This is a genomic window from Herbaspirillum sp. CAH-3, assembly GCF_009668275.1.
Taxonomy (GTDB): Bacteria; Pseudomonadota; Gammaproteobacteria; order Burkholderiales; family Burkholderiaceae_D; genus Herbaspirillum; species Herbaspirillum aquaticum.
In genome coordinates this window covers 127,114-150,470 of sequence record NZ_VSWE01000015.1, presented here as the reverse complement: position 1 = coordinate 150,470, position 23,357 = coordinate 127,114, and the positions used below count along the sequence as shown (strand labels likewise).

The 23,357-nt window shown below is 53.0% G+C and carries 25 protein-coding genes and 3 pseudogenes; 16 read left to right on the top strand and 12 right to left on the bottom strand.

Going from position 1 to position 23,357, the window contains the following annotated elements:
* Positions 1-252: 252 nt before the first annotated feature.
* The 4 genes and pseudogenes from FYB76_RS20035 to FYB76_RS20020 all read right to left on the bottom strand — a co-directional run.
* A complete protein-coding gene (locus FYB76_RS20035) occupies positions 253-969 on the bottom strand; it encodes a hypothetical protein (protein ID WP_154134789.1) in 717 nt (238 codons plus the stop codon).
* A gap of 182 nt (positions 970-1,151) precedes the next feature.
* Positions 1,152-2,627 carry a tyrosine-type recombinase/integrase gene (locus tag FYB76_RS20030; protein WP_154134788.1) on the bottom strand — a complete coding sequence of 492 codons (1,476 nt, stop codon included), beginning with the start codon at positions 2,625-2,627 and terminating at the stop codon, positions 1,152-1,154.
* A 2-nt stretch (positions 2,628-2,629) separates the two neighbouring features.
* Positions 2,630-3,580 carry a DNA-binding protein gene (locus tag FYB76_RS20025; RefSeq protein WP_154134787.1) on the bottom strand — a complete coding sequence of 317 codons (951 nt, stop codon included), beginning with the start codon at positions 3,578-3,580 and terminating at the stop codon, positions 2,630-2,632.
* 312 nt (positions 3,581-3,892) lie between these two features.
* Positions 3,893-3,979: pseudogene (locus tag FYB76_RS20020) on the bottom strand (metal-sensing transcriptional repressor); the annotation flags it as partial.
* Between the two features lie 92 nt (positions 3,980-4,071).
* Here FYB76_RS20020 and FYB76_RS20015 point away from each other — a divergent pair.
* From FYB76_RS20015 to FYB76_RS19985, 7 genes are all read left to right on the top strand, one after another.
* Complete coding sequence (locus tag FYB76_RS20015) at positions 4,072-4,314, top strand: hypothetical protein (protein ID WP_154134785.1); 243 nt, start codon at positions 4,072-4,074, stop codon at positions 4,312-4,314.
* A gap of 290 nt (positions 4,315-4,604) precedes the next feature.
* Positions 4,605-5,207, top strand: a complete 603-nt coding sequence (locus FYB76_RS20010) for a phosphatase PAP2 family protein (RefSeq protein WP_039789625.1) — start codon at positions 4,605-4,607, stop codon at positions 5,205-5,207.
* Positions 5,208-5,267: 60 nt separating this feature from the next.
* Complete coding sequence (locus tag FYB76_RS20005; RefSeq protein ID WP_039788071.1) at positions 5,268-6,038, top strand: membrane protein; 771 nt, start codon at positions 5,268-5,270, stop codon at positions 6,036-6,038.
* A gap of 69 nt (positions 6,039-6,107) precedes the next feature.
* Positions 6,108-6,866, top strand: a complete 759-nt coding sequence (locus FYB76_RS20000; protein ID WP_039788073.1) for a membrane protein — start codon at positions 6,108-6,110, stop codon at positions 6,864-6,866.
* A gap of 21 nt (positions 6,867-6,887) precedes the next feature.
* On the top strand, positions 6,888-7,553 hold the full coding sequence (locus FYB76_RS19995; protein WP_039788075.1) for a response regulator transcription factor: 666 nt from the start codon (positions 6,888-6,890) through the stop codon (positions 7,551-7,553).
* The gene (locus tag FYB76_RS19990) at positions 7,529-8,914 is read left to right on the top strand and encodes an ATP-binding protein (RefSeq protein ID WP_039788076.1); all 1,386 of its coding nucleotides are present in this window, start codon (positions 7,529-7,531) and stop codon (positions 8,912-8,914) included. The genes FYB76_RS19995 and FYB76_RS19990 overlap by 25 nt, the downstream gene beginning before the upstream one ends.
* A gap of 9 nt (positions 8,915-8,923) precedes the next feature.
* Entirely contained in the window at positions 8,924-9,472 is a 549-nt protein-coding gene (locus tag FYB76_RS19985) for a cytochrome b (RefSeq protein WP_154134784.1), read from the top strand.
* 296 nt (positions 9,473-9,768) lie between these two features.
* On the opposite strand, the gene FYB76_RS19980 is transcribed toward FYB76_RS19985, so the two are convergent.
* The 3 genes from FYB76_RS19980 to FYB76_RS19970 form a co-directional block, all read right to left on the bottom strand.
* On the bottom strand, positions 9,769-10,245 hold the full coding sequence (locus FYB76_RS19980; protein WP_039789627.1) for a 3'-5' exoribonuclease: 477 nt from the start codon (positions 10,243-10,245) through the stop codon (positions 9,769-9,771).
* Positions 10,246-10,256: 11 nt separating this feature from the next.
* Positions 10,257-10,841, bottom strand: a complete 585-nt coding sequence (locus FYB76_RS19975; RefSeq protein WP_299531413.1) for a 3'-5' exonuclease — start codon at positions 10,839-10,841, stop codon at positions 10,257-10,259.
* Between the two features lie 135 nt (positions 10,842-10,976).
* Positions 10,977-11,204, bottom strand: coding sequence for a hypothetical protein (locus FYB76_RS19970; protein ID WP_195724681.1), 228 nt, complete (start codon positions 11,202-11,204; stop codon positions 10,977-10,979).
* 406 nt (positions 11,205-11,610) lie between these two features.
* Here FYB76_RS19970 and FYB76_RS19965 point away from each other — a divergent pair, with 406 nt between their 5' ends.
* The 3 genes and pseudogenes from FYB76_RS19965 to FYB76_RS19955 all read left to right on the top strand — a co-directional run bounded on the left by FYB76_RS19965 (position 11,611) and on the right by FYB76_RS19955 (position 16,235).
* Positions 11,611-14,577: a Tn3 family transposase gene (locus tag FYB76_RS19965; RefSeq protein ID WP_154134782.1), complete on the top strand. Its 2,967-nt coding sequence runs from the start codon at positions 11,611-11,613 to the stop codon at positions 14,575-14,577.
* Positions 14,578-14,610: 33 nt separating this feature from the next.
* Positions 14,611-14,850 (top strand): annotated as a pseudogene (locus FYB76_RS19960) (winged helix-turn-helix domain-containing protein); the annotation flags it as partial.
* Positions 14,847-16,235, top strand: a complete 1,389-nt coding sequence (locus FYB76_RS19955) for a heavy metal sensor histidine kinase (RefSeq protein WP_154134781.1) — start codon at positions 14,847-14,849, stop codon at positions 16,233-16,235. The pseudogene FYB76_RS19960 and the gene FYB76_RS19955, both read left to right, overlap by 4 nt.
* 120 nt (positions 16,236-16,355) lie before the next feature.
* Here FYB76_RS19955 and FYB76_RS19950 read toward each other — a convergent pair whose 3' ends face one another.
* The gene (locus tag FYB76_RS19950; protein WP_154134780.1) at positions 16,356-16,688 is read right to left on the bottom strand and encodes a DUF4148 domain-containing protein; all 333 of its coding nucleotides are present in this window, start codon (positions 16,686-16,688) and stop codon (positions 16,356-16,358) included.
* Between the two features lie 234 nt (positions 16,689-16,922).
* On the opposite strand from FYB76_RS19950, the pseudogene FYB76_RS26695 reads away from it, so the two are divergent.
* Positions 16,923-17,132 (top strand): annotated as a pseudogene (locus tag FYB76_RS26695) (efflux RND transporter permease subunit); the annotation flags it as partial.
* Between the two features lie 1,270 nt (positions 17,133-18,402).
* Here the strand turns inward: FYB76_RS26695 and FYB76_RS19940 are convergent.
* A complete protein-coding gene (locus FYB76_RS19940; RefSeq protein ID WP_154134778.1) occupies positions 18,403-18,732 on the bottom strand; it encodes a CzcE family metal-binding protein in 330 nt (109 codons plus the stop codon).
* Between the two features lie 262 nt (positions 18,733-18,994).
* On the opposite strand from FYB76_RS19940, the gene FYB76_RS26875 reads away from it, so the two are divergent.
* Positions 18,995-19,420 (top strand): hypothetical protein, encoded by a 426-nt coding sequence (locus FYB76_RS26875; protein WP_229297039.1) that lies wholly within the window; start codon positions 18,995-18,997, stop codon positions 19,418-19,420.
* Positions 19,344-19,631, top strand: a complete 288-nt coding sequence (locus tag FYB76_RS26870) for an ATP-binding protein (protein ID WP_311434960.1) — start codon at positions 19,344-19,346, stop codon at positions 19,629-19,631. The genes FYB76_RS26875 and FYB76_RS26870 overlap by 77 nt, the downstream gene beginning before the upstream one ends.
* Positions 19,632-19,658: 27 nt before the next feature.
* Here FYB76_RS26870 and FYB76_RS19930 read toward each other — a convergent pair whose 3' ends face one another.
* The 3 genes from FYB76_RS19930 to FYB76_RS19920 all read right to left on the bottom strand — a co-directional run bounded on the left by FYB76_RS19930 (position 19,659) and on the right by FYB76_RS19920 (position 21,097).
* Entirely contained in the window at positions 19,659-20,150 is a 492-nt protein-coding gene (locus tag FYB76_RS19930; RefSeq protein ID WP_154134777.1) for a 3'-5' exoribonuclease, read from the bottom strand.
* Between the two features lie 11 nt (positions 20,151-20,161).
* Positions 20,162-20,746, bottom strand: a complete 585-nt coding sequence (locus tag FYB76_RS19925) for a 3'-5' exonuclease (protein ID WP_077235359.1) — start codon at positions 20,744-20,746, stop codon at positions 20,162-20,164.
* A 132-nt stretch (positions 20,747-20,878) separates the two neighbouring features.
* Positions 20,879-21,097, bottom strand: a complete 219-nt coding sequence (locus tag FYB76_RS19920) for a hypothetical protein (protein WP_139347065.1) — start codon at positions 21,095-21,097, stop codon at positions 20,879-20,881.
* Between the two features lie 768 nt (positions 21,098-21,865).
* On the opposite strand from FYB76_RS19920, the gene FYB76_RS19915 reads away from it, so the two are divergent.
* From FYB76_RS19915 to FYB76_RS19905, 3 genes are all read left to right on the top strand, one after another.
* The gene (locus tag FYB76_RS19915) at positions 21,866-22,159 is read left to right on the top strand and encodes a DUF3892 domain-containing protein (RefSeq protein ID WP_077238410.1); all 294 of its coding nucleotides are present in this window, start codon (positions 21,866-21,868) and stop codon (positions 22,157-22,159) included.
* Positions 22,160-22,442: 283 nt separating this feature from the next.
* The gene (locus FYB76_RS19910; protein ID WP_077238453.1) at positions 22,443-22,778 is read left to right on the top strand and encodes a helix-turn-helix transcriptional regulator; all 336 of its coding nucleotides are present in this window, start codon (positions 22,443-22,445) and stop codon (positions 22,776-22,778) included.
* Between the two features lie 42 nt (positions 22,779-22,820).
* Positions 22,821-23,330, top strand: a complete 510-nt coding sequence (locus FYB76_RS19905) for an arsenate reductase ArsC (RefSeq protein ID WP_008328786.1) — start codon at positions 22,821-22,823, stop codon at positions 23,328-23,330.
* The last annotated feature ends 27 nt before the right edge of the window (positions 23,331-23,357 follow it).

Here is a 23,357-nt window from a genome sequence, read left to right as displayed (position 1 = left end):
CAGCGTGTCCGGCAATCCAGGTTGGTCGTTGCGTGTGTTGGAGAAAGCCAATTTTGGGCTAGTCACTGCGCCGGCTGAGGCTTACCTCGGCCGGATGGCCCCAAATGTCGTTTTTTGCTGAAGGTCGTTCCAATTCGCAAACACGCTGCTGGCCGCGCCGAAGGCAGGGGGAAAATGCTTGTTGGTCAGATGGTGGTCGTTTGTACGCATGGACTAGCGAATCCTTTCTCGCACCAGTCGTAGTAGACCAGATCAACTAGCGTAGTCCGGATCTCCAGCAAGAGTCTGGATGACTGCCTCCGAAGTTTTGTCAATTTCGGCAATAACGCCCAGCCAGTGAGCGATGACCCGTTTGACGCTAGGGGCGGGTTGAGTTTCGCGCCACAAAGAAAGTAGCTGGTGATAGCCTAAAAGATCAGCACGCTGCACACAGTAAGCTGTGATCATTTTCGTGATCGCTATGTCCCCCAGCGCCTCAGGGACACTGCGTAGACGCCGAACCAGGTCAACCTGTTTCTGCGTATTTTCCTGCATTAAGCGCAATTGTTCGATGATTTTCGGCAAGCCCATTGGATCTGGGTGCGTAACCACTTTGAATTCGTGGTCGCTGTTGTTAGCGGTCACCTGCAATACGTCATGCTGATCGACCCGCACGAGATAGGCGCTCTTGATTGCGCTGTGTAGCCACGGAAATAGCAGGCGCTTCTGTCTGACCACTGCCCGCAAATCTTGTTTGAATCCCTGTTCCAAGCATGGCCAAGGCTCCTTGCGATTGTCAGCATGAATCCGCTCCCATAGCCGTCCAATCTGTTCTTCTTGTTGATCCAGCGAATCGAAGAGCGCAATGTTCCAGCCCAAGCAGCAAATCATCACAGCTTTTTCTCGATCAGCTAACTGGTCAACGTAAAGAATGTGTGGCAACGCGAACGTCGAAAAACATTCGGCCACGTTGTAAGACTTCAGTTTCATGCTCGACCGTCTAGAAGGAATTTTGGGTGAGGAAGAAATTCAAACGGAGAGAATACACGGCTCGATCTGCTTACTATACCGACAATGACATATCGTTGTGAAACCCTCATCTTGAGAGCGGAAAATTTTGCGTGGATCAGGTTTGTCAGGTTGCGGACTGATCGTACGCCGCCGGTGGCGAATCACGTATTAAAGCTGGAGTTCACGAAAGCTCGCAGCTGAGTCAGATCCGTCTTGGAATAAGCAGCGGTGGTCTGCACCGATGCGTGACCCAATAATGCCTGTGCAACGGGCAGTGGCACCTGATGATCGACTACCAGGGCTTTGGCATAGGCGTGGCGTAACCAATGGGGCGAGGCGGCGTTCAGCAGTGAAGCTTGCGCCGGATCGGCGGTCTCAAGTGTGGCCGCGACCGATGTAAAAATGGCCTTGACCTCACTGTACAGTCCTGCTTCGCGTAGCGTTCCCCCCTTGAGCCCATGAATTAGGGGCAGCACTTCATGTGCGGCCGGAGCAGGCGGCAGGCCGCGAGCAGATCGATAGGCGGAAACGGGTTCGATGATAATGCTAGGTAGGGGTATAGCCCTAGGTTTGTTGCCTTTACCGTCCACATACAAGGTCCACTGTCCATCCATGTCAACTGCTATACGGGGCAGATTAGTCTCGATTTCCCACGCGAGCTCTGCGAGCCGAATCCCACCGTATCGATACAGTACCCAGATCGCCCGGCGGCGCAACATGGCAATATCAGGTGCCTCGACCCATTTATTCATCCACGCGTCGCATGCGCAAAGTGCTGCGGCAGGCAAAAACCGTTTGGGTGCAAATGCATTTCTTGCCTGGTGGCCGACAACCAAGCCCGAGGCCGGATTCGCTATCAGATAACCGGTATCAAACCAGTATTGATAGAGGCTCGCCGCGACAGCAAGTGCGCGAGCCTGAGATCGGTCGCCGACGGCAATAACGCGCTGCTGGCCATCAATATTAATGCTCATGCGTGGTCTACCTAGGTAATCTCTATAGCGCAGTAAATCGTTCCTGGTAAGGTCAGAAAGCGGGCCAAGATCATGGTCGCGGCACCAACCAATAAGTCGCCGTAGGTCGGCCGCGTAGGCGCGTAGAGTGTGGCGAGATCGACTTGCCCGATCTCGCAAGAACAGCGAAGTCGCCAGGGTATCGTTCTGGACAGCCAAGGTATTCGTGGAGGACTCGCCATTGACGAAGCGCCCCCCGCGTGACAACCACGTCGACAGCGAAGCTCCATGGTGAGGATCAATTATAGCGAGCCAGTTGTGGTCCTCTTCGCGGTCTGGCGTAAGCTGCGTGCCCTGTTCTTGCAGGCGGAACCGCTGCCGATGGCCACGCAGGAGGCGCTCCATCACATCTGCCGGCGCGGGTGCGCTGCTCACTTCAGCAGTACGAAGTCGACCGCTTTCCCACCATTCGACCGCTTCGGAATGATCAAGAAGCAGATTAAACAGTATCGGCTTGGCTGTTTTAGCTTCACGCAACGAGGGAAAGGCTTGTTTTACCCTGCGTAGGGTCCATCGCTCATAGCAAGGATGACCCAATGCATGCGTAAGGTAGGTCAGCGCGGCATCTACCGTCTCTGGCACGAGGACGGGCGGCATCACGCCATGATCCAACCATCGGGCCATGCTTACTCTCCTTTGCGACGTGGTGCCGCGCGCTTGCTCCCCGGCTTTTCGCTGGGCGCGACAGATCGACGGTTTGACGATGCGGTCTTCGACAGCGTAGCGCGCATTAACTCGTCAAGCTGAGCCCGCTGGCTGGCATTGACCGCTCTTAACGCGTTGGCTTCGCCGACGGCGGTCTGTCGCTTGTCTCGTTCGGCACCAGCGTCAGCCTCTGCGTGCGCGAGCGATTCTTCAAGCGATGCCATGCGACGCTCTGCGAATTTAAGTTGAGAGGCCAAACGACTCTGTTCCTGCTGTAGTGCTTGCCGCTGTTGCGCGGTCTCCTGCAGCAGTTGCTTGGACAATCCCTCGTACCGGTGCTGAGCTGCAGAGAGACTTTCCTGCTGTGACCGCTCAAGGGCGGCGACCTGGTCGCGTAGCGCTTGCGAGATCGCTTGTGCCTGCTTTGATTTTTCTTCCAGGGAGGACATCTGATCACGCGCGACGGACAGATCGGCACGTGCTTGCGCTAGCTCGGCGTCGCGGCCTGCCAGCAGGGTACGCGCCGCATCTAATTCCTCTCGGAGCATATCCACCCGCATATTGGCCTCGGCCGTAGCTGAGTCGGCGGCCGCGACGGATTGCTGCGCTTCAGCTTTGAGCTTCACCACCTCATCCAATTGCGTGGCCACCGCCGCATGCCAGAGCTGCCGCATGAGCTCGGCAATCTCGTTCGGAATGTCGGGCATGGCGATATCCGCCAGGCCCGCTGTGACGATTTCGGATTCGATTGCATTTATCGCACGCCCCAACGTCGCTGGGTCACCGCCGCCGAGGCGATCCTTGAGCTTGCGGACGGACACAACTCGTCGGAAGCGCTCACGGGTCGCGGGACTAGCGTCGTGGGCTTCAGCGAGCATCGCCAGGATGGTAGAGCGGATCTGAGCGGGAGAGGCAATGGAGGCGCGCGGCATAGGGGCTCCAAAAGAGGATATTTCAAGAGTATTACATACATTTCTAGCGTTATAAAAGCTAAAACCGTAAGTTTTAAATTTATAAATAAAGGATAACTAATATTATCGTTGCGAAACGAGCCTAGCGTCGACTGGAATGCCGGAGGTGCAAGTGCAGCGCAAGAAGAAAGGGAGCGTTGGGAGGGGAAAACAGACCAGTCAGCAAGTAACTGATTTAAAAAGAAAAATTGAATGCAATCGACCGGAAAGCCGCGTCAGCTCTGGATCCACCTACCGTCGCAAATTGCACGGGAATCAAAGAGACCCCTTGGTTTCCATCATGTCAATGATGCTCCGTAGATGGCCTTCGGCGCGCTTTAAGCGCTTGATGATGTCGGGGTGAGAGCTATGTGTGCTCATAATGGTAATATCCTATCCAGGGGGATAGGATATTACCATGCGTATTGCCGTTGAGCCCTCGTACTTAGATAACCTTGATACACAATGCGGTTATGGCATTTCGTAGCAGTGTTGCTCCTGTACCGGCCATTCAAATTCCAAATGGCCGGTTTGCTGCTTTAAGCGTGCGTATCGATCATCGTGCCCAGGGTTCCCGACATCGGCTTGGCCTTTTCGACTTCACCCGGGCGACTATTGTCATGATCCCCGTCACTATCGACTTTGCCGGCGTTCTAGCGCGGATTGGCCGCCACAACATTGTTGTAAAAGCTACTGGAGAGACTGCTGATCGCTGAAGTCATGGATGGCTCCTATGGTTGATGGATGTTGCCAGATAATAATTCTGGCCGCATGAGCCTACTGCCCAAGACTTAGCCAGCTCTTAGGCCGCGTAGATATCTGCTATCTAGCTTCAGCGGCCATGTTTTACATGCCTCATGTGGGCTCAGTCTCGGCTAAGTTTTCCGGGATACATTCTCACGGCAGCGTAATCTTCCTGCTCATTTTGCAAAAAATCACGTGTCGTGACCGATGCAAGCAATCATCAGGTCGACCGCCCGCTATCGTTCACTACCAAAGCACCACCATGGAAAATATCAATAGGATTCTCTTCTTGTGGCTGAATGCCCCTGACCATCCCAGTCAGATTTCGGTCGACTTGGCCGCAGTCATCGCAACATTCCAGATCTGGATCGTTCCGCTTGTGATTGCCCTAGTCTGGTTATGGGGCGATGCGCCTCAGCGAAGAGCCATGCTTGCCGCGACCGCAGCCGGTCTGACTGCATTGTTGACGAATCAGTTGATCGGCATGATCTGGTGGCATCCTCGTCCTTTCATGATCGGACTGGGTCACACACTGATCTCGCACGCTGCCGACTCCTCTTTTCCCAGCGATCATCTGTCTCTATGGTGGGCGGTAGCCTTCAGTTTCCTGCTCAATCCTTCGTTGAGGTTCTCGGGGATTGTTCTCGGTATGCTAGGCATACCCTTGGCCTGGGCGCGTATCTATCTCGGCGTGCACTTCCCGTTCGACATGGCAGGTGCCGCCATCGTAGCGATGCTTAGCACCACCCTCATTCAGCGTCTTCCTCATGGGTGTCTTGATTCCGTCTACAACGTGGCGATCCGTATTCATTGCCGTGTCCTCTCTAGGTTCATCGTGAAAGGATGGGTTCGTGGCACCACCTAAGTGAGAGCTAAGTCCAAACACTCAGACTTCTCAACATTCGGACTTCATGAGGAGAGCAACATGGACAGCCAACAAGTCAAGCTCGACCAGTACTGCATGAACAAGGTTCCCGAAATCGGGTTGTCGTTCTGGATCATCAAGATCATGTCCACTACGGTCGGCGAGACCGGGGCGGATTTTCTGGCCTTCAATGTTGGATGGGGTCAGGCAATCACCAGTGCGATCATGGCAACCATCCTTGCAATCATTCTTTTTGCCCAGTTGAAGACCCGCCGTCATATCCCTTGGCTCTATTGGATGAGCGTGATACTGGTCAGCATCGTGGGTACCCAGATTACCGATCTCATGACCGATAGCCTGGGTATTAGCTTGTATATCAGCACCGGTATCTTTTCAGTGTTGCTCGCGCTGATCTTCTTCGTGTGGTATCGCGTCGAGCACAGCCTTTCCATCCACCATATCGTCTCGCGCCGCAGAGAGCTATTCTATTGGGCCGCCATCCTGTGCACCTTCGCTCTGGGCACGGCTGCCGGTGACCTAGCAACGGAAGCATTGGGCCTGGGATTTGCCTGGGGTGCGATGACCTTCGGTACACTGATCGCAATCACTTACCTCGCCTGGCGTCGGGGTGGCAATGCGGTTTCCAGCTTCTGGATTGGCTATATCTTGACAAGACCTTTCGGCGCAGCGCTGGGCGATCTGCTGACACAAAACAAGGCAGACGGCGGCTTGGGAATGGGAACGATGTGGATCAGTGCGTTGTTTCTGGCGGTCATCATCATGCTGGTCGCCGCCGCACAGGTCGGCACCTGCAGACAGCGATCAGCCTGAACATCTGCGGCCGATCAAACATTGGCTCGACGAACTGCTGCATCTGAAATCAATTTCGAAAGAAGATAGATGAAAACATATTCTGAAAATGTATTGGCAAAAGTGCCGGAAGTGACACTGGGATTCTGGCTCATCAAGATCGCCGCCACAACGCTTGGCGAAACTGGAGGTGATGCGGCCTCCATGTCGATGAACCTTGGCTATCTGACCAGTACAGGCATCTTCGCTGCGTTCTTTGTGATTGCAGTGGCGTACCAGATCAAGTCAAAAAATTTCCATCCCTTGATCTATTGGATCACGATTATCGCCACCACCACTGTCGGTACAACGCTGGCTGATTTTTCTGATCGTTCGTTGGGGATCGGTTACACCGGTGGCACTACCTTGTTGTCCGCGCTTTTACTAGCATCACTGTTACTTTGGAAGCGTACGCTCGGCTCTGTTTCCGTGAACACAGTAAGCAGCCCGCGAGCAGAAATGTTCTATTGGATCACGATCATGTTTTCGCAGACATTGGGCACGGCACTCGGGGACTGGACAGCGGATAGTGCGGGAATGGGCTATACAGGCGCGGCTGCGATTTTCGGTGGACTGCTCGCTTTGTTGGTGTTGGCCTACTACGGAACAAAAATCTCTCGCACCCTGCTATTCTGGGCAGCGTTCATCCTGACGCGGCCATTGGGTGCCGTGGTGGGCGACTTTCTCGATAAACCTTTGAGTGCGGGAGGCCTGGCTCTGAGCCGCTACGGTGCATCCATCGCATTGCTGGCATTCATGCTGTGCGCCATGCTGGTCTTCCGGCAAAGAGCGGCAACGGCATCACATTGACACCATTCCAATGGAGGCGACATGCGAGTATTGCTGGTCGAAGACGACGCGATGATTGGTGAGGCGATTCAGGCCGCTTTGAAGGATGCGTCGTACGCGGTAGATTGGATCAAGGACGGACAAATCGCCATCACGACCATCACCAGCCAACACTACGATATCGCTCTTCTGGATTTGGGCTTACCTGGCAAGGACGGGTTAGATGTGTTGAGGAGCATACGCGCAAAAGACATTCCAATTCCCTTGCTCATCATCACGGCGCGTGATGGCCTTGATGATCGCTTGCAAGGACTGGATGGCGGCGCAGATGACTACGTCCTCAAGCCCTTTCAGATGGCCGAGCTGCTGGCCCGCATGCGCGCGGTCTTGCGGCGCAAGGGTGGAATCGCTTCTCCTTTACTCACCAATGGACTGCTATCGCTCGACCCGGCCAGCAAGGAGGCCAGTCTGCGAGATGGGGGCTCGATACAGTTGTCCAACCGTGAGTTCGCTTTGCTCCAGGCATTATTGATGCGTCCGGGAGCAATTCTGTCGCGCAGCGAATTGGAAGACAGAATATATGGCTGGAACGAGGAAGTCGAAAGCAATGCGGTCGAGTATTTAATCCATTCCTTGCGCAGGAAGCTTGGCGGCGACATCATCAAGAACGTCAGGGGGGTAGGATGGATGGTCTCAAAAGCCGGCTGAACGAATCGGTTCAGTTGAAGCTCTCCGTCATACTTTGCATGGCGATTTTACTGGTAGCCATAGTGGCGGGGGTATTTTCATTCGTTTCCGCCCTAGATGAATCGCACGAATTGCAAGACGATATGCTTCGTCAGATCGCTCACCTGATGGAGCGTCAGCGACTTTCGTCTGCTTCTCCTGTACCGGAGGTCAGTTACGCTTCTTCGAACGAAGAGTCTCGCGTCATTGTTCAACATCTTGGCTATTCCGCCAGTAAAGCGGAAATAGATGCTGAAGAAGCACTTCCTCTTTCGTCCACGTTGATGGATGGCCTGCACGATATTGATGCTGCGGGAGAAAATTTTCGGGTGCTAGTTCAGACGATGCCTAGCGGAGAGCGCATCGCTGTCGCCCAAGAATCCGATTTTCGCAACGAAATTGCCAGAGACGGTGCACTGAGGACCATCATGCCTTTCTTGCTTCTGGTTCCAGTCCTGTTGTTGATTGTGGCCGATCTGATCCGAAAGATGTTCCGTCCAATCGCGGCACTATCCAAGGAAGTAGACCAACGCCAGGATGAGCAATTGCATCCGGTAGAGGTGAGTCATTTTCCTGTCGAGGTAAGACCGTTTGCAGTAGCCATCAATCGACTGCTTGGTCGGATCGATCAATCCATGGCCTCGCAGCGGCGATTCGTCGCGGACGCCGCGCATGAACTGCGTTCTCCCATGACGGCCATCTCTCTGCAGGCGGAAAGGTTGGAAGAGGCCGACATGTCCGAACAGGCAAGGCAACGCCTGCGCGCATTACGGGAGGGAATCGACAGAGGCCGCAACCTCCTCAATCAACTGCTAGCGTTGGCAAAAGCCCAATCATCCGTTTCGGCCGTGGCTACGCCTATCTCCGTCCAGACCATTTATCGCCGCGTGTTGGAGGACCTGATGCCATTGGCCGAGTCCAAGCAAATCGATATCGGCGTGGATGGTCAGCGAGATGCACGACTTTTGGTGGGTGAACTCGATCTGTTTGCACTCGTCAGGAATCTTGCTGATAACGCGGTACGCTATACGCCAAACGGAGGCAAGGTGGATCTTGCACTCGAATTTGAAGATGAAAACGTGGTCTTGATTGTGGAAGACAGCGGACCAGGTATCCCTGTGGTCGAACGGGCACGCATCTTCGAGGCATTTCACAGACTGCTTGGTAGCAATCAGATCGGTTCTGGGTTAGGTTTGTCGATCGTGAAGGCCATCGCAGACAGGTTGGGGGCTAGCATCACACTAGGCTTCCGTGACGAGTCTGATCGCTCCGGCTTGCGCGTGGCGGTCAGTATCCCGAGCCATTTAGCGAGTCAGATAGAAGTCGAAGTCAGTGAAATCTAAGGAGCTATTATGTCGAACAGTATTCAAGAACAATATTCGCCCGTTGCCAAGTTTTTCCATTGGATCACGGTGCTGCTCATCATTGGTCAATGCACCATCGGGTGGACCATGCCAGATGTGGACGATCTGCAATCTCCCGAAGGATTGGTCAGTCTCCACATCTCGGTAGGATTGCTGGTTCTCCTCGTCATGCTGGCCAGACTGGTTTGGCGTCTGATCAGTCCGGCGCCGCAACCGCTCCATCCGCATTTGACGCTCACCGTTGCTGCTGCCAAGCTCGTGCACGGCGGACTCTACCTTCTCCTCGCAATCTCCCCCATCCTGGGATGGATGAACGCTGCAGAACGAGGCTGGAACTTGTCCTTCTTTGGATTGATGCGACTCCCCGCAATCTTCCCGGCCAATTCCGACCTGCTGGCGACGATTGGTGATTGGCATATTGCGTCGGTCTGGGCACTATTAGCTCTGATTGGCGTACATGTATGTGCTGCTCTTTACCATCAAATTATTCTGAAAGATGGGATCCTTATTCGGATGCTTCCCTCAAGCAATCGATAGCCTACAGCCTGCTCATTGAATGCTTTTTTGCTTCAATGAGCAATTCATGCAAAGTCGCTTCATATGATTGGTGGGTATCCACCCTGCGCATTTAAGATGATTTCTTACATAGTTAGATTAGACGAAGTTTTCGACGCATCACTTTGGATATTCGCCCTCTCAAGCATCGCTGGCAGCATCATAGGAGTCTATTTCCTGTATAAGTGCTGGGATGGCCGATGTCGGTTGTTGGAAGCTGTCCAGTCGCATTACGGATCAGCGCGCAACGATGTGAAGATCGAACGGCCAGCTCAGGGCTACGATGAACTAGAAGGAGCTTCACGGAAAGCGTAACAATTTGCTCGAGCATCATTGAGGGCGTGATGCTCAGGCAGCTTATGCTGCTTATGAAACTCGTACCGAAGTAATTCGTTGATGCGATCTGCAACAAGACGACGCTTGCACCAGGGCGGAACACGACCGTCTAAGGCATCGTAAAAGAGATCCCAGTCTGTCTGGTAATCGTAGCAGATGAAGACCTCTTTATCTTTCGGCCTTACCAGCCTGAGCCAGTTCGTCACCTGGACATAGAGATCGTCCTTGGTCATCTCGGCGTGAGGTGCGTATCCCAAGAGCGGAAGGACGGCCGCTTTGACGAACTCGCTGCATTCACGCACCTCGTAGGGAAGCTCGGCGTAAAATTCTTCGCCACTCTGGGCCACCAGGCCAATACTGATCAACTGCGGATCAAGAAAATCGGTGAACTCGGTATCGATGAAGACGTTGAACGGCATCGTGAGCTTCCTCATAAGACCGCCGAGCTGGCTTGGCTCTGGCCAGAAAGCCTAGCATGTCCTAATACCCATGGCATCAGCTTGGCGATATTGACGGCATCATCGAGTCCACGATGATGCTGCCCCTCCAAAGGGATGCCGGTCAGCGTACACGCCCGAACCATGCCCACCTCCTTGCCGATGCGCTGTGCCTTCGCAAACAATCTCTTGGCATTCTGATGCGGCATGAGCAAAGGCATAGCAATCCCATGGCGCTGGGCATCCCTGGTAAGTTGTTTGTGATCGTAGTTTCCCCAGCTCATCCAGACAGTATCTGCTGACGCCACGTCGTTGACGAAGGCCTGTAGCGCTAGGGCTGCGACAGGAAAAAGAGGAGCCTGATCGACTTCCTCTTGCGTGATGCCGATTAGTTGCTTGCAAAATGGCGTGAGTATTGGCCGCGCCAGCGGCCTGGCCAAGTGCTGAAACCGTTCAAGCACAACACCACCTTCGGTGGCCCAGCAGGCGCCGATTTCAATGATTTCCATCTCTTCCGGCATGATGCTGCCATCATCCGAGCAGGTTGCTTCCAGGTCGACTACGAGAATTTTGCCCACTTGATCCTCGGGATTTCAGGGTGGTTCAGTACGAAGAACAATTTCGCATGCGAAATTCGTTGGCCTTTAGTGACTAAAGGAGAGCCACAGCGGTCACAACTTGAGCCGGCTCAATCTTGAACTACCTGATAGCTATCAGGTAGCTGCGAAATTTTTGCTGCTGAATTTGCGGCTGATGCGCGTGGAAAATATTCGGCCCTTCATCAAGCGCGATGGTCGGGTGGTGACCACAATCGCACCGTCATGAATGGACAGGAATACCCGTTGGCCAATCTTCCAGTCCGTCAAAGCCTTCGGCCATGAGACTTTGCCGCCGCGTTCGAGGATGGTTGAGTAGGTTTGACGTTTTTTCATATAAGCCACGGCTATTCAGTAGAGCTTTTTTGATCAGAGCCGATCACGTTCTGCGACATTTTGTCCCACAGTTTATAACATCTCGTGCACACAATTTATTCATATCGTGATTTGCGTTGGCTCGCAGAAGTAGCAATGCGCACGAATGTGAAAACTTGCCATTGACAACCATTCAGCGGCTGATGCAATGTCCCGTTGCTGGCCTGAAAAGCGGTCTATAGCTAGCGCGACACGCTGGTTGCTGGAATCAATTATCTAGCGAATTCCTTAGCGTACAGTTTTCACCGTTTTCCACATCGGTGAAAATTTTCAAATGAGAATCGCCAGTTAGTGTCGTCCGTTCAGGAGAGGTCGCTCCGAATCTCTTCATGCCGCAAGCAGAGTCTACTTCCCGCCTCAAGAGGAATTCACTGACATGCCACGCCGCTCCATTCTTTCAGCCGCAGAACAGGCGAGCCTGATTACCCTCCCTGCGTCACAAGACGAGTTGATTCAGCACTATACGCTCAACGACACAGATCTGGCCCTGATCCGTCAACGTCGAGGCGATGCTAACCGGCTCGGCTTCGCCGTCCAGCTCTGTATGTTGCGGTTTCCGGGATATGCGTTCGGTAACGACCGGGAGGTGCCAGCTCATGTGGTGCAGTGGGTCGCCCGTCAAGTGCGAGCAAATCCGGACACTTGGGGCGATTACGCTCAGAGAGATACCACGCGTAGAGAACACCTTCAGGAGCTGCGAAGCTATCTGGCAGTACGTCCGTTCGGGCTGGCGGATTATCGGTTCCTCGTCCATCAAATGACAGACTTGGCAACGCAGACAGATAAGGCCGTCGTCCTTGCTACCAACGCATTACAACAGTTGCGCAATCGCAGCGTAATGCTACCCGCAGTATCTGTGATCGACCGGATATGCGCGGAGGGGATCAGTCGCGCGAACAAAAAGATTTACCGTACTTTGACAGAGCCGCTCTCTGATATCCATCGACGCAGCTTGGACGTGCTGCTGACAAACCGCCCCGGCACCGGCGTGACGATGTTGTCTTGGCTTCGGCAATCACCTCGAAAACCGAATTCCCGGTTCATGATGGAGCACATCGAACGGCTTAAAGCGTTCCAAGCGTTGAATCTGCCAGAGGGGATCGGTCGTTACGTCCATCAGAATCGCTTACTCAAGATAGCGCGTGAAGGCGGTCAGATGGTGCCGCGCGACTTGTCCAGATTCGAAGATCAGCGGCGTTACGCCACTCTGGTAGCTCTTGCCATCGAGGGGATGGCAACCGTGACCGATGAAATAGTAGATCTTCACGACCGCATCCTCATGCGCCTGTTCAATGCGGCCAAAAACAAACACCAGCAGCGGTTCCATCAGCAGGGTAAGGCCATCAACGAAAAAATCTTGTTGTACACCCGCATCGGCAAGGCACTGGTAGAAGCAAAGCTGGCTGGCATGGATCCGTACGACGCGATCGAGGCCGTATTGCCATGGGAGGAATTTGCCAAGAGTATCGATGAGGCCGCACATCTTGCGCAGCCTGAGTCATTCGATCATCTGTATTTGATGGGCGAGCACTTCAATACCTTGCGTCGCTATACCCCAGAATTTCTGGATGTATTGGAGCTCCGGGCGGCGCCAGCCGCGCAGAGCGTCCTCGACGCGATTGAGGTGGTGAAAGAGATGAACCTCAAGGGTGCCAGGAAGGTGTCCGAAGATGCTCCAGTCGACTTTATCAAAGCACGCTGGCGCCCCTTGGTCCTCACAGACGATGGAATCGATCGTCGCTTCTACGAAATGTGCGTCCTTGTGGAATTGAAGAATTCTTTGCGCTCCGGGGACATTTGGGTCAGGGGCTCTCGTCAGTTCAGGGATTTTGAAGACTATCTTCTGCCGGTCGAAAAATTTACTGCCATGCGACGGGATGCAGGACTTCCATTGGCGATCGAGCCGGATTGCGATCGCTACCTGACAAGCCGCCTGGCACTTCTTCAGGAGCAGCTGGAAAAGGTGAATGATCTGGCACTTGCGCAGGAACTGCCCGACGCCATCATTACGGATTCCGGACTAAAAATCACCCCGCTTGATGCTGCGGTACCAGAGTCCGCCCAGGCGCTGATTGATCAAGCAAGCGCGATCCTACCTCGGGTCAAGATTACGGAATTACTCATGGAGGTTGATGACTGGACGGGCTTTACTCGGCATTTCACCCACCTGAAGTCCGGCGAGGTCACAAAAGATCGTACGCTATTGCTCTCTGCGATCTTGGCAGACGCAATTAACTTGGGCCTAAACAAGATGGCCGACTCCACACCTGGCACGACCTACGCCAAGCTCTCGTGGTTACAAGCTTGGCATATACGGGATGAGACCTATACGGCCGGGCTGGCCGAATTAACCAATGCTCAATTGCGCAATCCCTTCGCAGCGAACTGGGGTAGTGGGACGACATCCTCTTCCGATGCTCAGCGATTTCGCGCCGGCGGGAAGGCTGAAAGCACCGGGCATGTCAACCCCAAATACGGTACCGAACCAGGACACCTTTTCTATACCCATATTACCGACCAGTATTCGCCGTTCTACGGCAAGCCTATCAGCGTCGGCGTGCGCGACTCGACTTACGTTCTTGATGGCTTGCTTTACCACGAGTCAGAACTCCGCATCGAGGAGCATTACACAGATACCGCTGGCTTTACGGATCACGTCTTTGCGTTGATGCATTTGCTCGGATTTAAGTTTGCGCCACGAATTCGAGATCTGGCCGATACCAAGCTGTATGTGCCATCAAGAGAGCAGGACTACCATGCGTTAAGGACGATGATCGGAGGGACGCTTAACATTAAGCATCTACGTGCCCATTGGGACGAAGTATTGCGGCTCGCCACATCAATCAAGCAGGGTTCCGTGACTGCCTCCTTGATGATCCGCAAGCTCGGTAGCTACCCTCGCCAAAACGGACTTGCTGTTGCCTTGCGGGAATTCGGGAGAATTGAACGGACGCTATTTATTCTGGAGTGGCTTCAGGATGTCGAGCTGCGCCGCAGAGTACATGCCGGCCTAAATAAGGGCGAAGCCAGAAATGCCTTGGCGCGCGCCATCTTCTTCAATCGTCTGGGGGAGATCCGCGACCGCAACTATGAGCAGCAGCGTTACCGTGCGAGCGGCCTGACGCTCGTCACTGGCGCCATTGTGCTTTGGAATACGGTATATCTGGAACGCGTCATTGAGGCGTTGCGAGCGCAAGGAAAGGATATTGACGATGCACTGTTGTCATTCTTATCACCACTGGGCTGGGAGCACATCAATCTGACTGGAGACTATCTCTGGCGGCAAAGCAAACGACTGGAAATAGGGCAGTATCGGCCTTTGCGAAACGTCGAAAAGCCTTAGCGTACAATTTTTCCCGTTTCCTCAATTCGCCCCAACAAGGAATTTGCCCTGCTGGAATTCCTGGCCAGACGCCGCGGCGAGGTATTGCCGCGCTCCTTGATTGCCTCCCAGATATGGGATATCAACTTCAATAGCGACACGAACGTAATCGATGTGGCTATCCGACGGCTGAGGGCGAAAGTAGATGATGGCTTTGAGCAGAAGCTGATTTTGACTGTCCGGGGCGTGGGCTATATCCTAGATGCGCCCGATCATGTGGAAAGTTCCACATGATCCGTCAACGCTCCCTCACGGTTCGGCTGACGGCATTATTTGCCCTTGCGTCAACGGCAGTTCTGGTGGGCCTGGGACTCTTGATCATCTCCACCGTAGCCAAACACTTCACGGATCAGGACGAGCTGCTACTGGAAAAGGAACTGCAGCTTATCCGCATGGTTGTCGATGAGAGGGGCGCAAACGCCATTAACTCGACTTTCGGCGAAGCCTTACATAACCATCCTGGCTTCTACGTTCATATTAGCTCTTCTGACGGGAAAGCGTTGTATTCAACGCTCGGCGAGTCTGCCGAGCAGGTCATCGCGGCAGCGCGAAAGGCTACCTCCAGCCGTTCCTTCGCGGTGGCGATAAACGGTCACCAGGAGTTTCAGGCGATCAAAGCACCATTGAGGGATGATCTGAGCGGAGGGAATTTACAGGTGATTGTCGCTGTCGATACCGAGATGCACGACCATTTCATGCGCAATTTTCAGACGACGCTTGTTATATACATTGCCGGTTCCGCCTTGATCGTCGTTCTGTTGAGCTGGTGGGCTGCCCGCCGCGGACTTTCTCCGCTACGCGCAATGTCAGACAAAGTACAGGTGATCTCTTCGCATAATTTTGGTGAGCGCATGCAGGTCGAGACTTTACCAGTTGAAATTGCAGATTTAGCTGGCAAGCTTAACGCCATGTTGGAACGGCTTCAGCTCGACTTCAATCGCATCACCAATTTTTCGACCGATATTGCCCACGAACTTCGCACCCCCATTACAAATTTGCTGACCCAGACGGACGTTGTGTTGACCCAGCATCGCAGCAATGATGCCTACCGGGATACGCTGTCATCAAATGCAGAAGAATTGCAGAGACTGGCTCGTACGATCTCTGACATGCTTTTTCTAGCGCAGACTGAGAACGGAATCAGCTTGCCCAGCTATGAACCTCTTAATATGCATGACGAAATTACAGAACTGTTCGATTTTTACGATGCATTGGCCGAGGAAAAAGATGTTCGAATGAATCTTGTTGGGGAGGCATTGATCAAAGGCGATCGGTTGATGGTACGTAGGGCCCTAAGTAATCTGATATCCAATGCAATGCGCTACACGCCGCCGGGGGGCGCGATTGTCGTGGCGCTCCTGCGTTCAGAGGACGGCACATTGGTACAAGTCGAAAATAATGGGCCCGATATACCGGTCGAACATCTGCCGCATTTGTTTGACCGCTTCTACCGAGCCGACAAATCTCGCACCAAGATGGATTCCGATTCTGCTGGACTAGGCCTATCCATTACCAAGGCAATCATGCGAGCACACCAAGGGGATGTATCCGTGGTGTCAGCGCAGGGCAATACGCGCTTTACCTTGCACTTCCCCAGAATTGCGCCCCGATCTGCCTAAAGGCTTTAGCGACTAAATTCAACATACGCCATAGCAAAAAAATGCCACTGCCGTTCAGAGCGGCAGTGGCCAAGTCAGGGGAGATTGTTAGGCACCGACACATCCCGGCGCTGGATGAAGTCAGGCGCCCTGATACAGGGAGGATGCAACACTGCCAGCTGTCGACACCTCATGCTGCACTTCGGCACGAGTCTTTTGGGAGGATGCTTGACGAACGATCGGATAGTCATTGCCATTCGTGATCAAGCCCTCGCGTTGGGCTTGCTGGAGCTCAGCGAGCACATCAGCACGGGTCTTCGTGCTGACGAACTGGACGATCGGATAGTTATTACGTGCTACGACGTTAGCAGCATCGCGCTGATTGACTTCAGGGGTGCCGCTTTGAGCAAACGCGGCACTCGCTACAAATGCCAGCAGTGAGAAGGCGAACACACGGGTGGTGGCTTGGGTCATATCAATTCTCCATAAATCATTTCAGAAAGCTCCATCGATACTGGAGCTGCTTTAATTGGCATTTGGTGGCCAATCGTTAAAATGAATTATAGAAAACGGCGTCGCACAGACAGATTGCCGGTCGATTACAAGTCAGTAATGCAAATTCCGGATTTTTTTGCAACGCTGGGTTCACAGTGAAATCAGTTTTTGCGATGGAAGTTTGTATGCATAGGCGCTATCTCAGTCCCGGTACTGGAGGATGCAATCCGCGAAGGTGCCGTGCTCAGGGGCCGTGCAAAGGCGATGACCGTGGCCGTCATCCTGGCGGGCCTGGTTCCAATTCTGTGGGGAAGCGGCGCCTGCTCCGAGGCCATGAGCCGGATTGCAACGCCAATGGTCGGCGGTATGATTACCGCTCCATTGCTTTCGATGTTTGTCATGCCCGTAGCGTATCGCTTAATGCACGTTCGTCAAGGCGTAACTGAGTGTGTCCAAGATCACCTGAATTTATCGACACCATACACATACGTTCACTCAAAAGGAGGGGATTTCGAAATGACGACAATAACTGAGTCGCTAGGGAAAACATCCATGATCGCCGTTTGCCTCTTCGTGGTCGGCTGCGCTACCGAACACCAAGGGCTTGTTCACTGCACTATTCTCCAACAGGCAGGCCACTGTGTCGCTGTTCCGGTACAGGATGCCGAACATGAGGCGCAGGCAAAATCCTTACAACGGGCTGAATCGGGGGCTTCCTACATTTATGTGGTACGCCCTTACGCACAACAACGAAGTGAAGCATCGGACGTGTTTGTTGATGGGAAACTGGAGGCTAAATTAGGGCCTATGACGTTTGCGCGGCTGAAAGTTGAGGCGGGAAGTCATTCGATCCGAGTGGTGACTGCCAAAGTACCAGATGTAACTATGGACGTCATAGCAACGGATAATGTTTACGTGCAATATCAACTGCTTGAGTTGTTCGCAACAGTGACACCTAAGATTGAAATGATGAGTACGGATGGTATGAAGAAGCTACTTCGGCCGCTTGGTCTCGTCGTCTCTTCTGACTAAAATGTGATTAAGCGTTGTTGAATAGCATTGAAATGTGATCCACTCAGGAATTTTGCATCTTAAGTTTGCCCATGTTTAGACCACAATCCTGCTCATGACAGTGAGCGGGAGAACGGAGTGACAAACGTGGCCCTACTTGGAATTACTCGACGTTGGTACATCAGAGAGCAGATCTCAATCTGTGAAATCGCCCGCCGCCTGGACATCTCCCGCAATACGGTTCACAGTTATATTCGGTCAGACGCGATCGAATCAGGATACCCAGCAAGGCATTCGCCTGGCTCTCTTGATGAGTTTGCTCCCAGGTTCTCCGCTTGGCTGAGCGCTGAATCCGCTAAATCTCGCAAGCAACGAAGAACCCGAAACAGATGTTCCTGGATCTGAAAGAACTGGGATATGAGGGGGCGTACGGCCGTGTGGCAGCCTTTGGTAGGCGATGGAAGATGGGGCAAAGGGAGACGGTCAAATCCGCGAGCGAATCAACACACCATGCCTTAAATGACGCGAGAGCCAACTGTTACGCGGTAAGGAATCTGCATAAGACGGGACTTAATGCTCGCTAAATACGGACAATCTAGAAAAAAAGCTTCGCCCTCAATAAGTGAGACCGAAGCTATGTTCGAAATTAGCAGCACTTACCAGCAGCTATATTCCATCTGATTCAACCTGTATACAGCGGATTGGGATCAAGGTATATCACTGCCTTGGAATTGGCGAAGTTCTTCGGTGCAATTACACCAAATTCGAACGACATCCGATTGAATGTATCGAATTTCCAAGTAAAGCTTTGATCTTGGAAAACGAACTTGATTACTTCCCCCTGGTGAACATTGATGAACTTTGTTCCACCATCGACTTGAACTATGCGGTCTGGCAACGCCTGACTCGCAACCGTTCCATAGGGATCTGACACTTGTGCCATTGAATTAGCAGCGGCAAGGGACATGAAAAGCGCAGAGCAGACTGTGCCAACAAACAAGTTGAATTTCATAAATACCTCCTTTTAGTTGAATAATCGCCTTAGCGATAAACCCATTTTAGGGAGGTAGGCATGACTGATTTGCTACTAGATAGTTACATCTATGCAATGTAATTAGAACTATTGAAATGTGGCGGTGCTCTTAATTTAAGACGGAATGCACCTTAAAAATGGAGCTGATAATAAATTTCAGCACCATATTCTCCAGCCCTAAAACAGGGGGCGGAACAAATTGTCGCCACAAAATTGGCATAAAAATCGAAGATTTAAGTTAATGCCTGCAAAATTTCTAGAATCTCGGCCGACCTTCAACTTGCTGGCGCAAACGGATGTGGTCTTGAGCCAGCAGCGCACCAATGAGGCCTATCGGGACACGCTTTCCTCGAATGCCGAGGAATTGCAGTGTCTGGCCAGAACCATTTCCGACATGCTGTTCTTGGCGCAGACCGAAAAAGGCATCATCCTGCCTAGCTATGAGCCGCTCCAGCTCCAGGAGGAAATTACCGAGTTTTTCGACTTCTATGATGCCCTGGCAGAGGAAAAAGGGGTGCATCTGGCGGGCGATGCCACCATCAGTGGAGATCGCCTTATGGTCCGCCGCGCATTGAGCAATCTGATCTCCAATGCCATGCGCTACATGCCAGCGGCCGGCAGTATCGTCGTGTCGATCGACAGGTCTGAAGGCTCTAGCAGCCGTTAAGAATGACGGCCCCGAGATTCCGATGGAGCATCTGCCTCACTTGTTTGACCGGTTCTATCGAGCAGACAAGTCCCGCACCAAGGTTGACACGGATTCGGCTGGCTTATCCATTACGCTGGCCATCATGCGGGCTCACCAAGGGGATGTCACCATACGCTCGGCGCAGAAGAAAACGCGCTTCACTCTGCGATTCCCCCATATGGTGATCTAGCAGCGTCTATGGAGATGTCCAGACGATCTATGCAATGGTCTCGCCAACAGAGGCCGGTGGCAATTCACGAAAAGCGTAGCAATTCGCCTTGGCATCATTGAGGGCGTGGTGCTCGGGCAGATTATGCTGCTTGTGGAACTCGTACCGCAATAGCTCATTGATGCGATCGGCGACCAGTCGACGTTTGCACCACGGCGGCCCCCGTCCATCCAAGACATCGTAGAAGAGATCCCAGTCCGTCTGGTAGTCGTAGCAAATGAAGACCTCTTGATCCTTCGGCCTTACCAACTTAAGCCAATTGGTCATCTGCAGGTAAAGGTCGTCCTTGGTCATTTCCGCATGCGGTGCGTATCCCAAGAGTGGAAGGACCGCGGCCTTGACAAATTCGCTGCACTCACGCACCTCGTAAGGCAGCTCGGCGTAAAACTCCTCGCCGCTTTGTGCGACCAGACCGATGCTGATCAACTGCGGGTCGAGAAAATCAGTGAACTCAGTGTCGATGAAGACGTTAAACGGCATCGTGTGCTCCCTCATTTGTGAACTCCAGGGGTATGGCTCTGGCCCGAAAGTGTGGCATGCCCCAATACCCATGGCATCAGCTTGGCAATATTGACTGCATCGTCCAGCCCACGATGATGCTGCCCCTCCAGAGGAATGCCGGCCAGCGCACACGCCCGCACCATGCCAACCTCCTTGCCAATGCGCTGAACCTTCGCAAACAACCGCTTGGCATTCTGATGGGGCATGGCCAAGGGCATAGCAATGCCGTGACGCTGGGCATCTCTGGTCAGTTGCTTGTGATCGTAGTTTCCCCAGCTCATCCAGACAGTATCGCTGGACACTACCTCGCTGACGAAGGCCTGAAGCGCCTGCGCTGCGACAGGAAACAGGGGGGCTTGATCGATTTCCTCTTGGGTGATACCGATCAACGTCTTGCAAAATGGCGTAAGGGCCGGCCGCACCAGCGGCTTCACCAGATGCTGAAACCGTTCCAGCACCACACCACGTTCAGTGGCCCAGCAAGCACCCATTTCAATGATTTCCATCTCTTCCGGCGGGATGGTGCCGTCGTCCGAACAGGTCGCTTCGAGGTCGACAACGAGAATTCTTGCCACGTGATCCTCTTGATAATGGAGTTGGTCCGGCTGGAGGACAATTTCGCACGCGAAATTGCTGCCTTTAGTGACTAAAGGATCTGTTGCTTTCGCAACTTGAGCCGGCTCAACTTGGAGGCTAGCTGGTAGCTATCAGCTAGCTGAGAAATGTTTGCTGCTGAATTTGCGACTGACGCGGGCGGAAAATATTCGCCCGTCCATTGAGCGCGCCGGCCGGGTAGTCACGGCAATAGCTCCGTCCTTAATGGACAGGAAAACACGTTGGCCTATCTTCCAGTCTGTCAATGCCTTCGGCCACGAGACTTTGCCGCCGCGTTCAAGGATGGTCGAGTAGGTTTGACGTTTTTTCATGCAAGCTCGATTGTGCAGTTTTGATCAAAGACGATCACGTTTTGGATCATTTCATTCCACAGTTTATAGCATCTCGTGGTCACAATATATTCATGTCGTGACTTGAGTCTGGTCAACCTACAAAGAATATCTGAGAGCGTGAAAACTTGCCATTGACAACGAACCTTCGGCTGATGCAATGTCCGTGGAGCCTGTTGATGTCACTCCGATTTTTCAACGATTTCGCCTTTGAACGACCCTGCCAAGGATCCCCTTACCATGGCCAGTATCGAACGGACTGCGTATCCTAGATTTCCACGTACGCTGACACTTAAAGATCTTCATGCAACCTTCACGCCGCGGCCTGAAGAAATAGAATGTGAAGATGGAACCACAGTTCTGCCATTTGGCAGCCTTGTGCTTCCAATTCATATCGGCAAACCTATGCTTCCCAAGCTTTTTAGCCTCTAGTATCCACAGATACAGCTATCCTAGGCGAACACGAACCAAAAATTGCATTAAATGCAACGCATTCCGTTGGGAAATATGATGCGGCTTTTGCGAGCTTGATGCTTTGCGCAATATCAAGTCCCCGCTCAGAGCGGCGAACCAAAAGCGGATGGACAGCCTAACTGCTCTGTTGTGTCCGTTTGCTTGCTCGACGGAAAAAGGGGGGGGCTCGGGCATTTGGGGTTTCTACTTATTGTTTCGACATTTATTTCCTTGAAATTTGATGTGCGCGTCTCATATCTAAGCTCGGCAATTGGGCCAACTTATAAGGGGTGCGACATGGCAGATTTTGGAATTACCGCAGTTCGTTATAACAGCAGCAAGACCCACATCGACTACGTCCAGGTTCGCCAAGATTTGCCGGACGCCTTTGGTCCGCCTCGCACTGTTTCCCGCGCATTTGTTGCAGATCTGATTCGCATGGGAAAGGCCTCGTTTCAAACTTGGACGATGAATACGTCGACGAACAAGTGGAACGTAGGTGCCCATGTGCATGTTATCGACGGCGAGTACTTGACCACTGACAGGAACAGTACCAAGCGAGATAACCTTGGTAATTTGCCGCAGTTCTAGTCACTGAATTTATCTCCGAAATACAAAAAGCCCGCTGTAGAGCGGGCTTTTTTCTTTGCGTAGATATGGCTGCCGTTTAGAAATCCGGAGTCGCAATATTTGAAGCAGCCTACAGCACGGATACCGTTTAGCGAGCCATGGTGTAAGTGAGAGTGATGAAACGTGAAATGATGTCCGTGCTTCGCCGCCAATAGCAGACAAGCGCCACCAAAAAAAACAACAGTGACTTGTTTTAATTAAATATTTCAATAATAATTGAATCATTGTATTGATTGAGGCTGCTATGGAAACCAAGTCCGTTATTACCGCACTGGCTGCTTTGGCACAGGAATCTCGCCTGGCCATCTTCCGTTACCTGGTTCAGGTGGGGCCAGAAGGCAGCGCCGCCAGCAAGATTGGAGAAGCACTGGACATTGCGCCTTCGTCCCTGTCTTTCCACATGAAAGAGCTCTCGCACGCCGGTCTGGTGACTTCACACCAGGAGGGGCGCTTCGTCATCTATGCCGCCAACTACACCGCCATGAACGATGTTCTGGGGTTTCTCACCGAGAACTGCTGCGGCGGCAATGTGTGCTCGCCGGTAACAGCATGCTGCGAACCAGCCACTACTACCGAATAATCAACGCCTGGAACCGTCAGGCCTTCACGCCAAGGAGTCACCATGTCCACTAGCCAACAGAAGACCTACAACGTTCTTTTTCTCTGCACCGGTAATTCGGCTCGCAGCATCATGGCCGAAGCATTGCTCAACACCATGGGCAAAGGCCGCTTCAATGCCTATAGCGCGGGCAGCCATCCGGCCGGCGCCGTCAATCCGCTGGCGCTGGAGCAGATCCACGCCACTGGTTATCCGCTGAATGACCTGCGTAGCAAGAGCTGGGACGAGTTCGCGGCACCGGATGCCCCCAAGATGGACTTCATCATCACGGTTTGCGACAACGCCGCGGGCGAAGTATGTCCGATCTGGCCAGGACAACCGATCTCGGCCCACTGGGGATTCGAAGATCCAGCGGCTGCTACCGGCACCGACGAGCAAAAGCGCGCCGTATTCTCGAAGGTTGCCCGCCAGATCATGACCCGCGTGAACATCTTCGCCAGCCTGCCGTTCCACACGCTCGAAAAGACCTCGATCAAGCGTGAGATGGACGCTATCGGCGCCACCCCGGTTTAAACCTTACGGCAGGAGCCATTGGGCTCC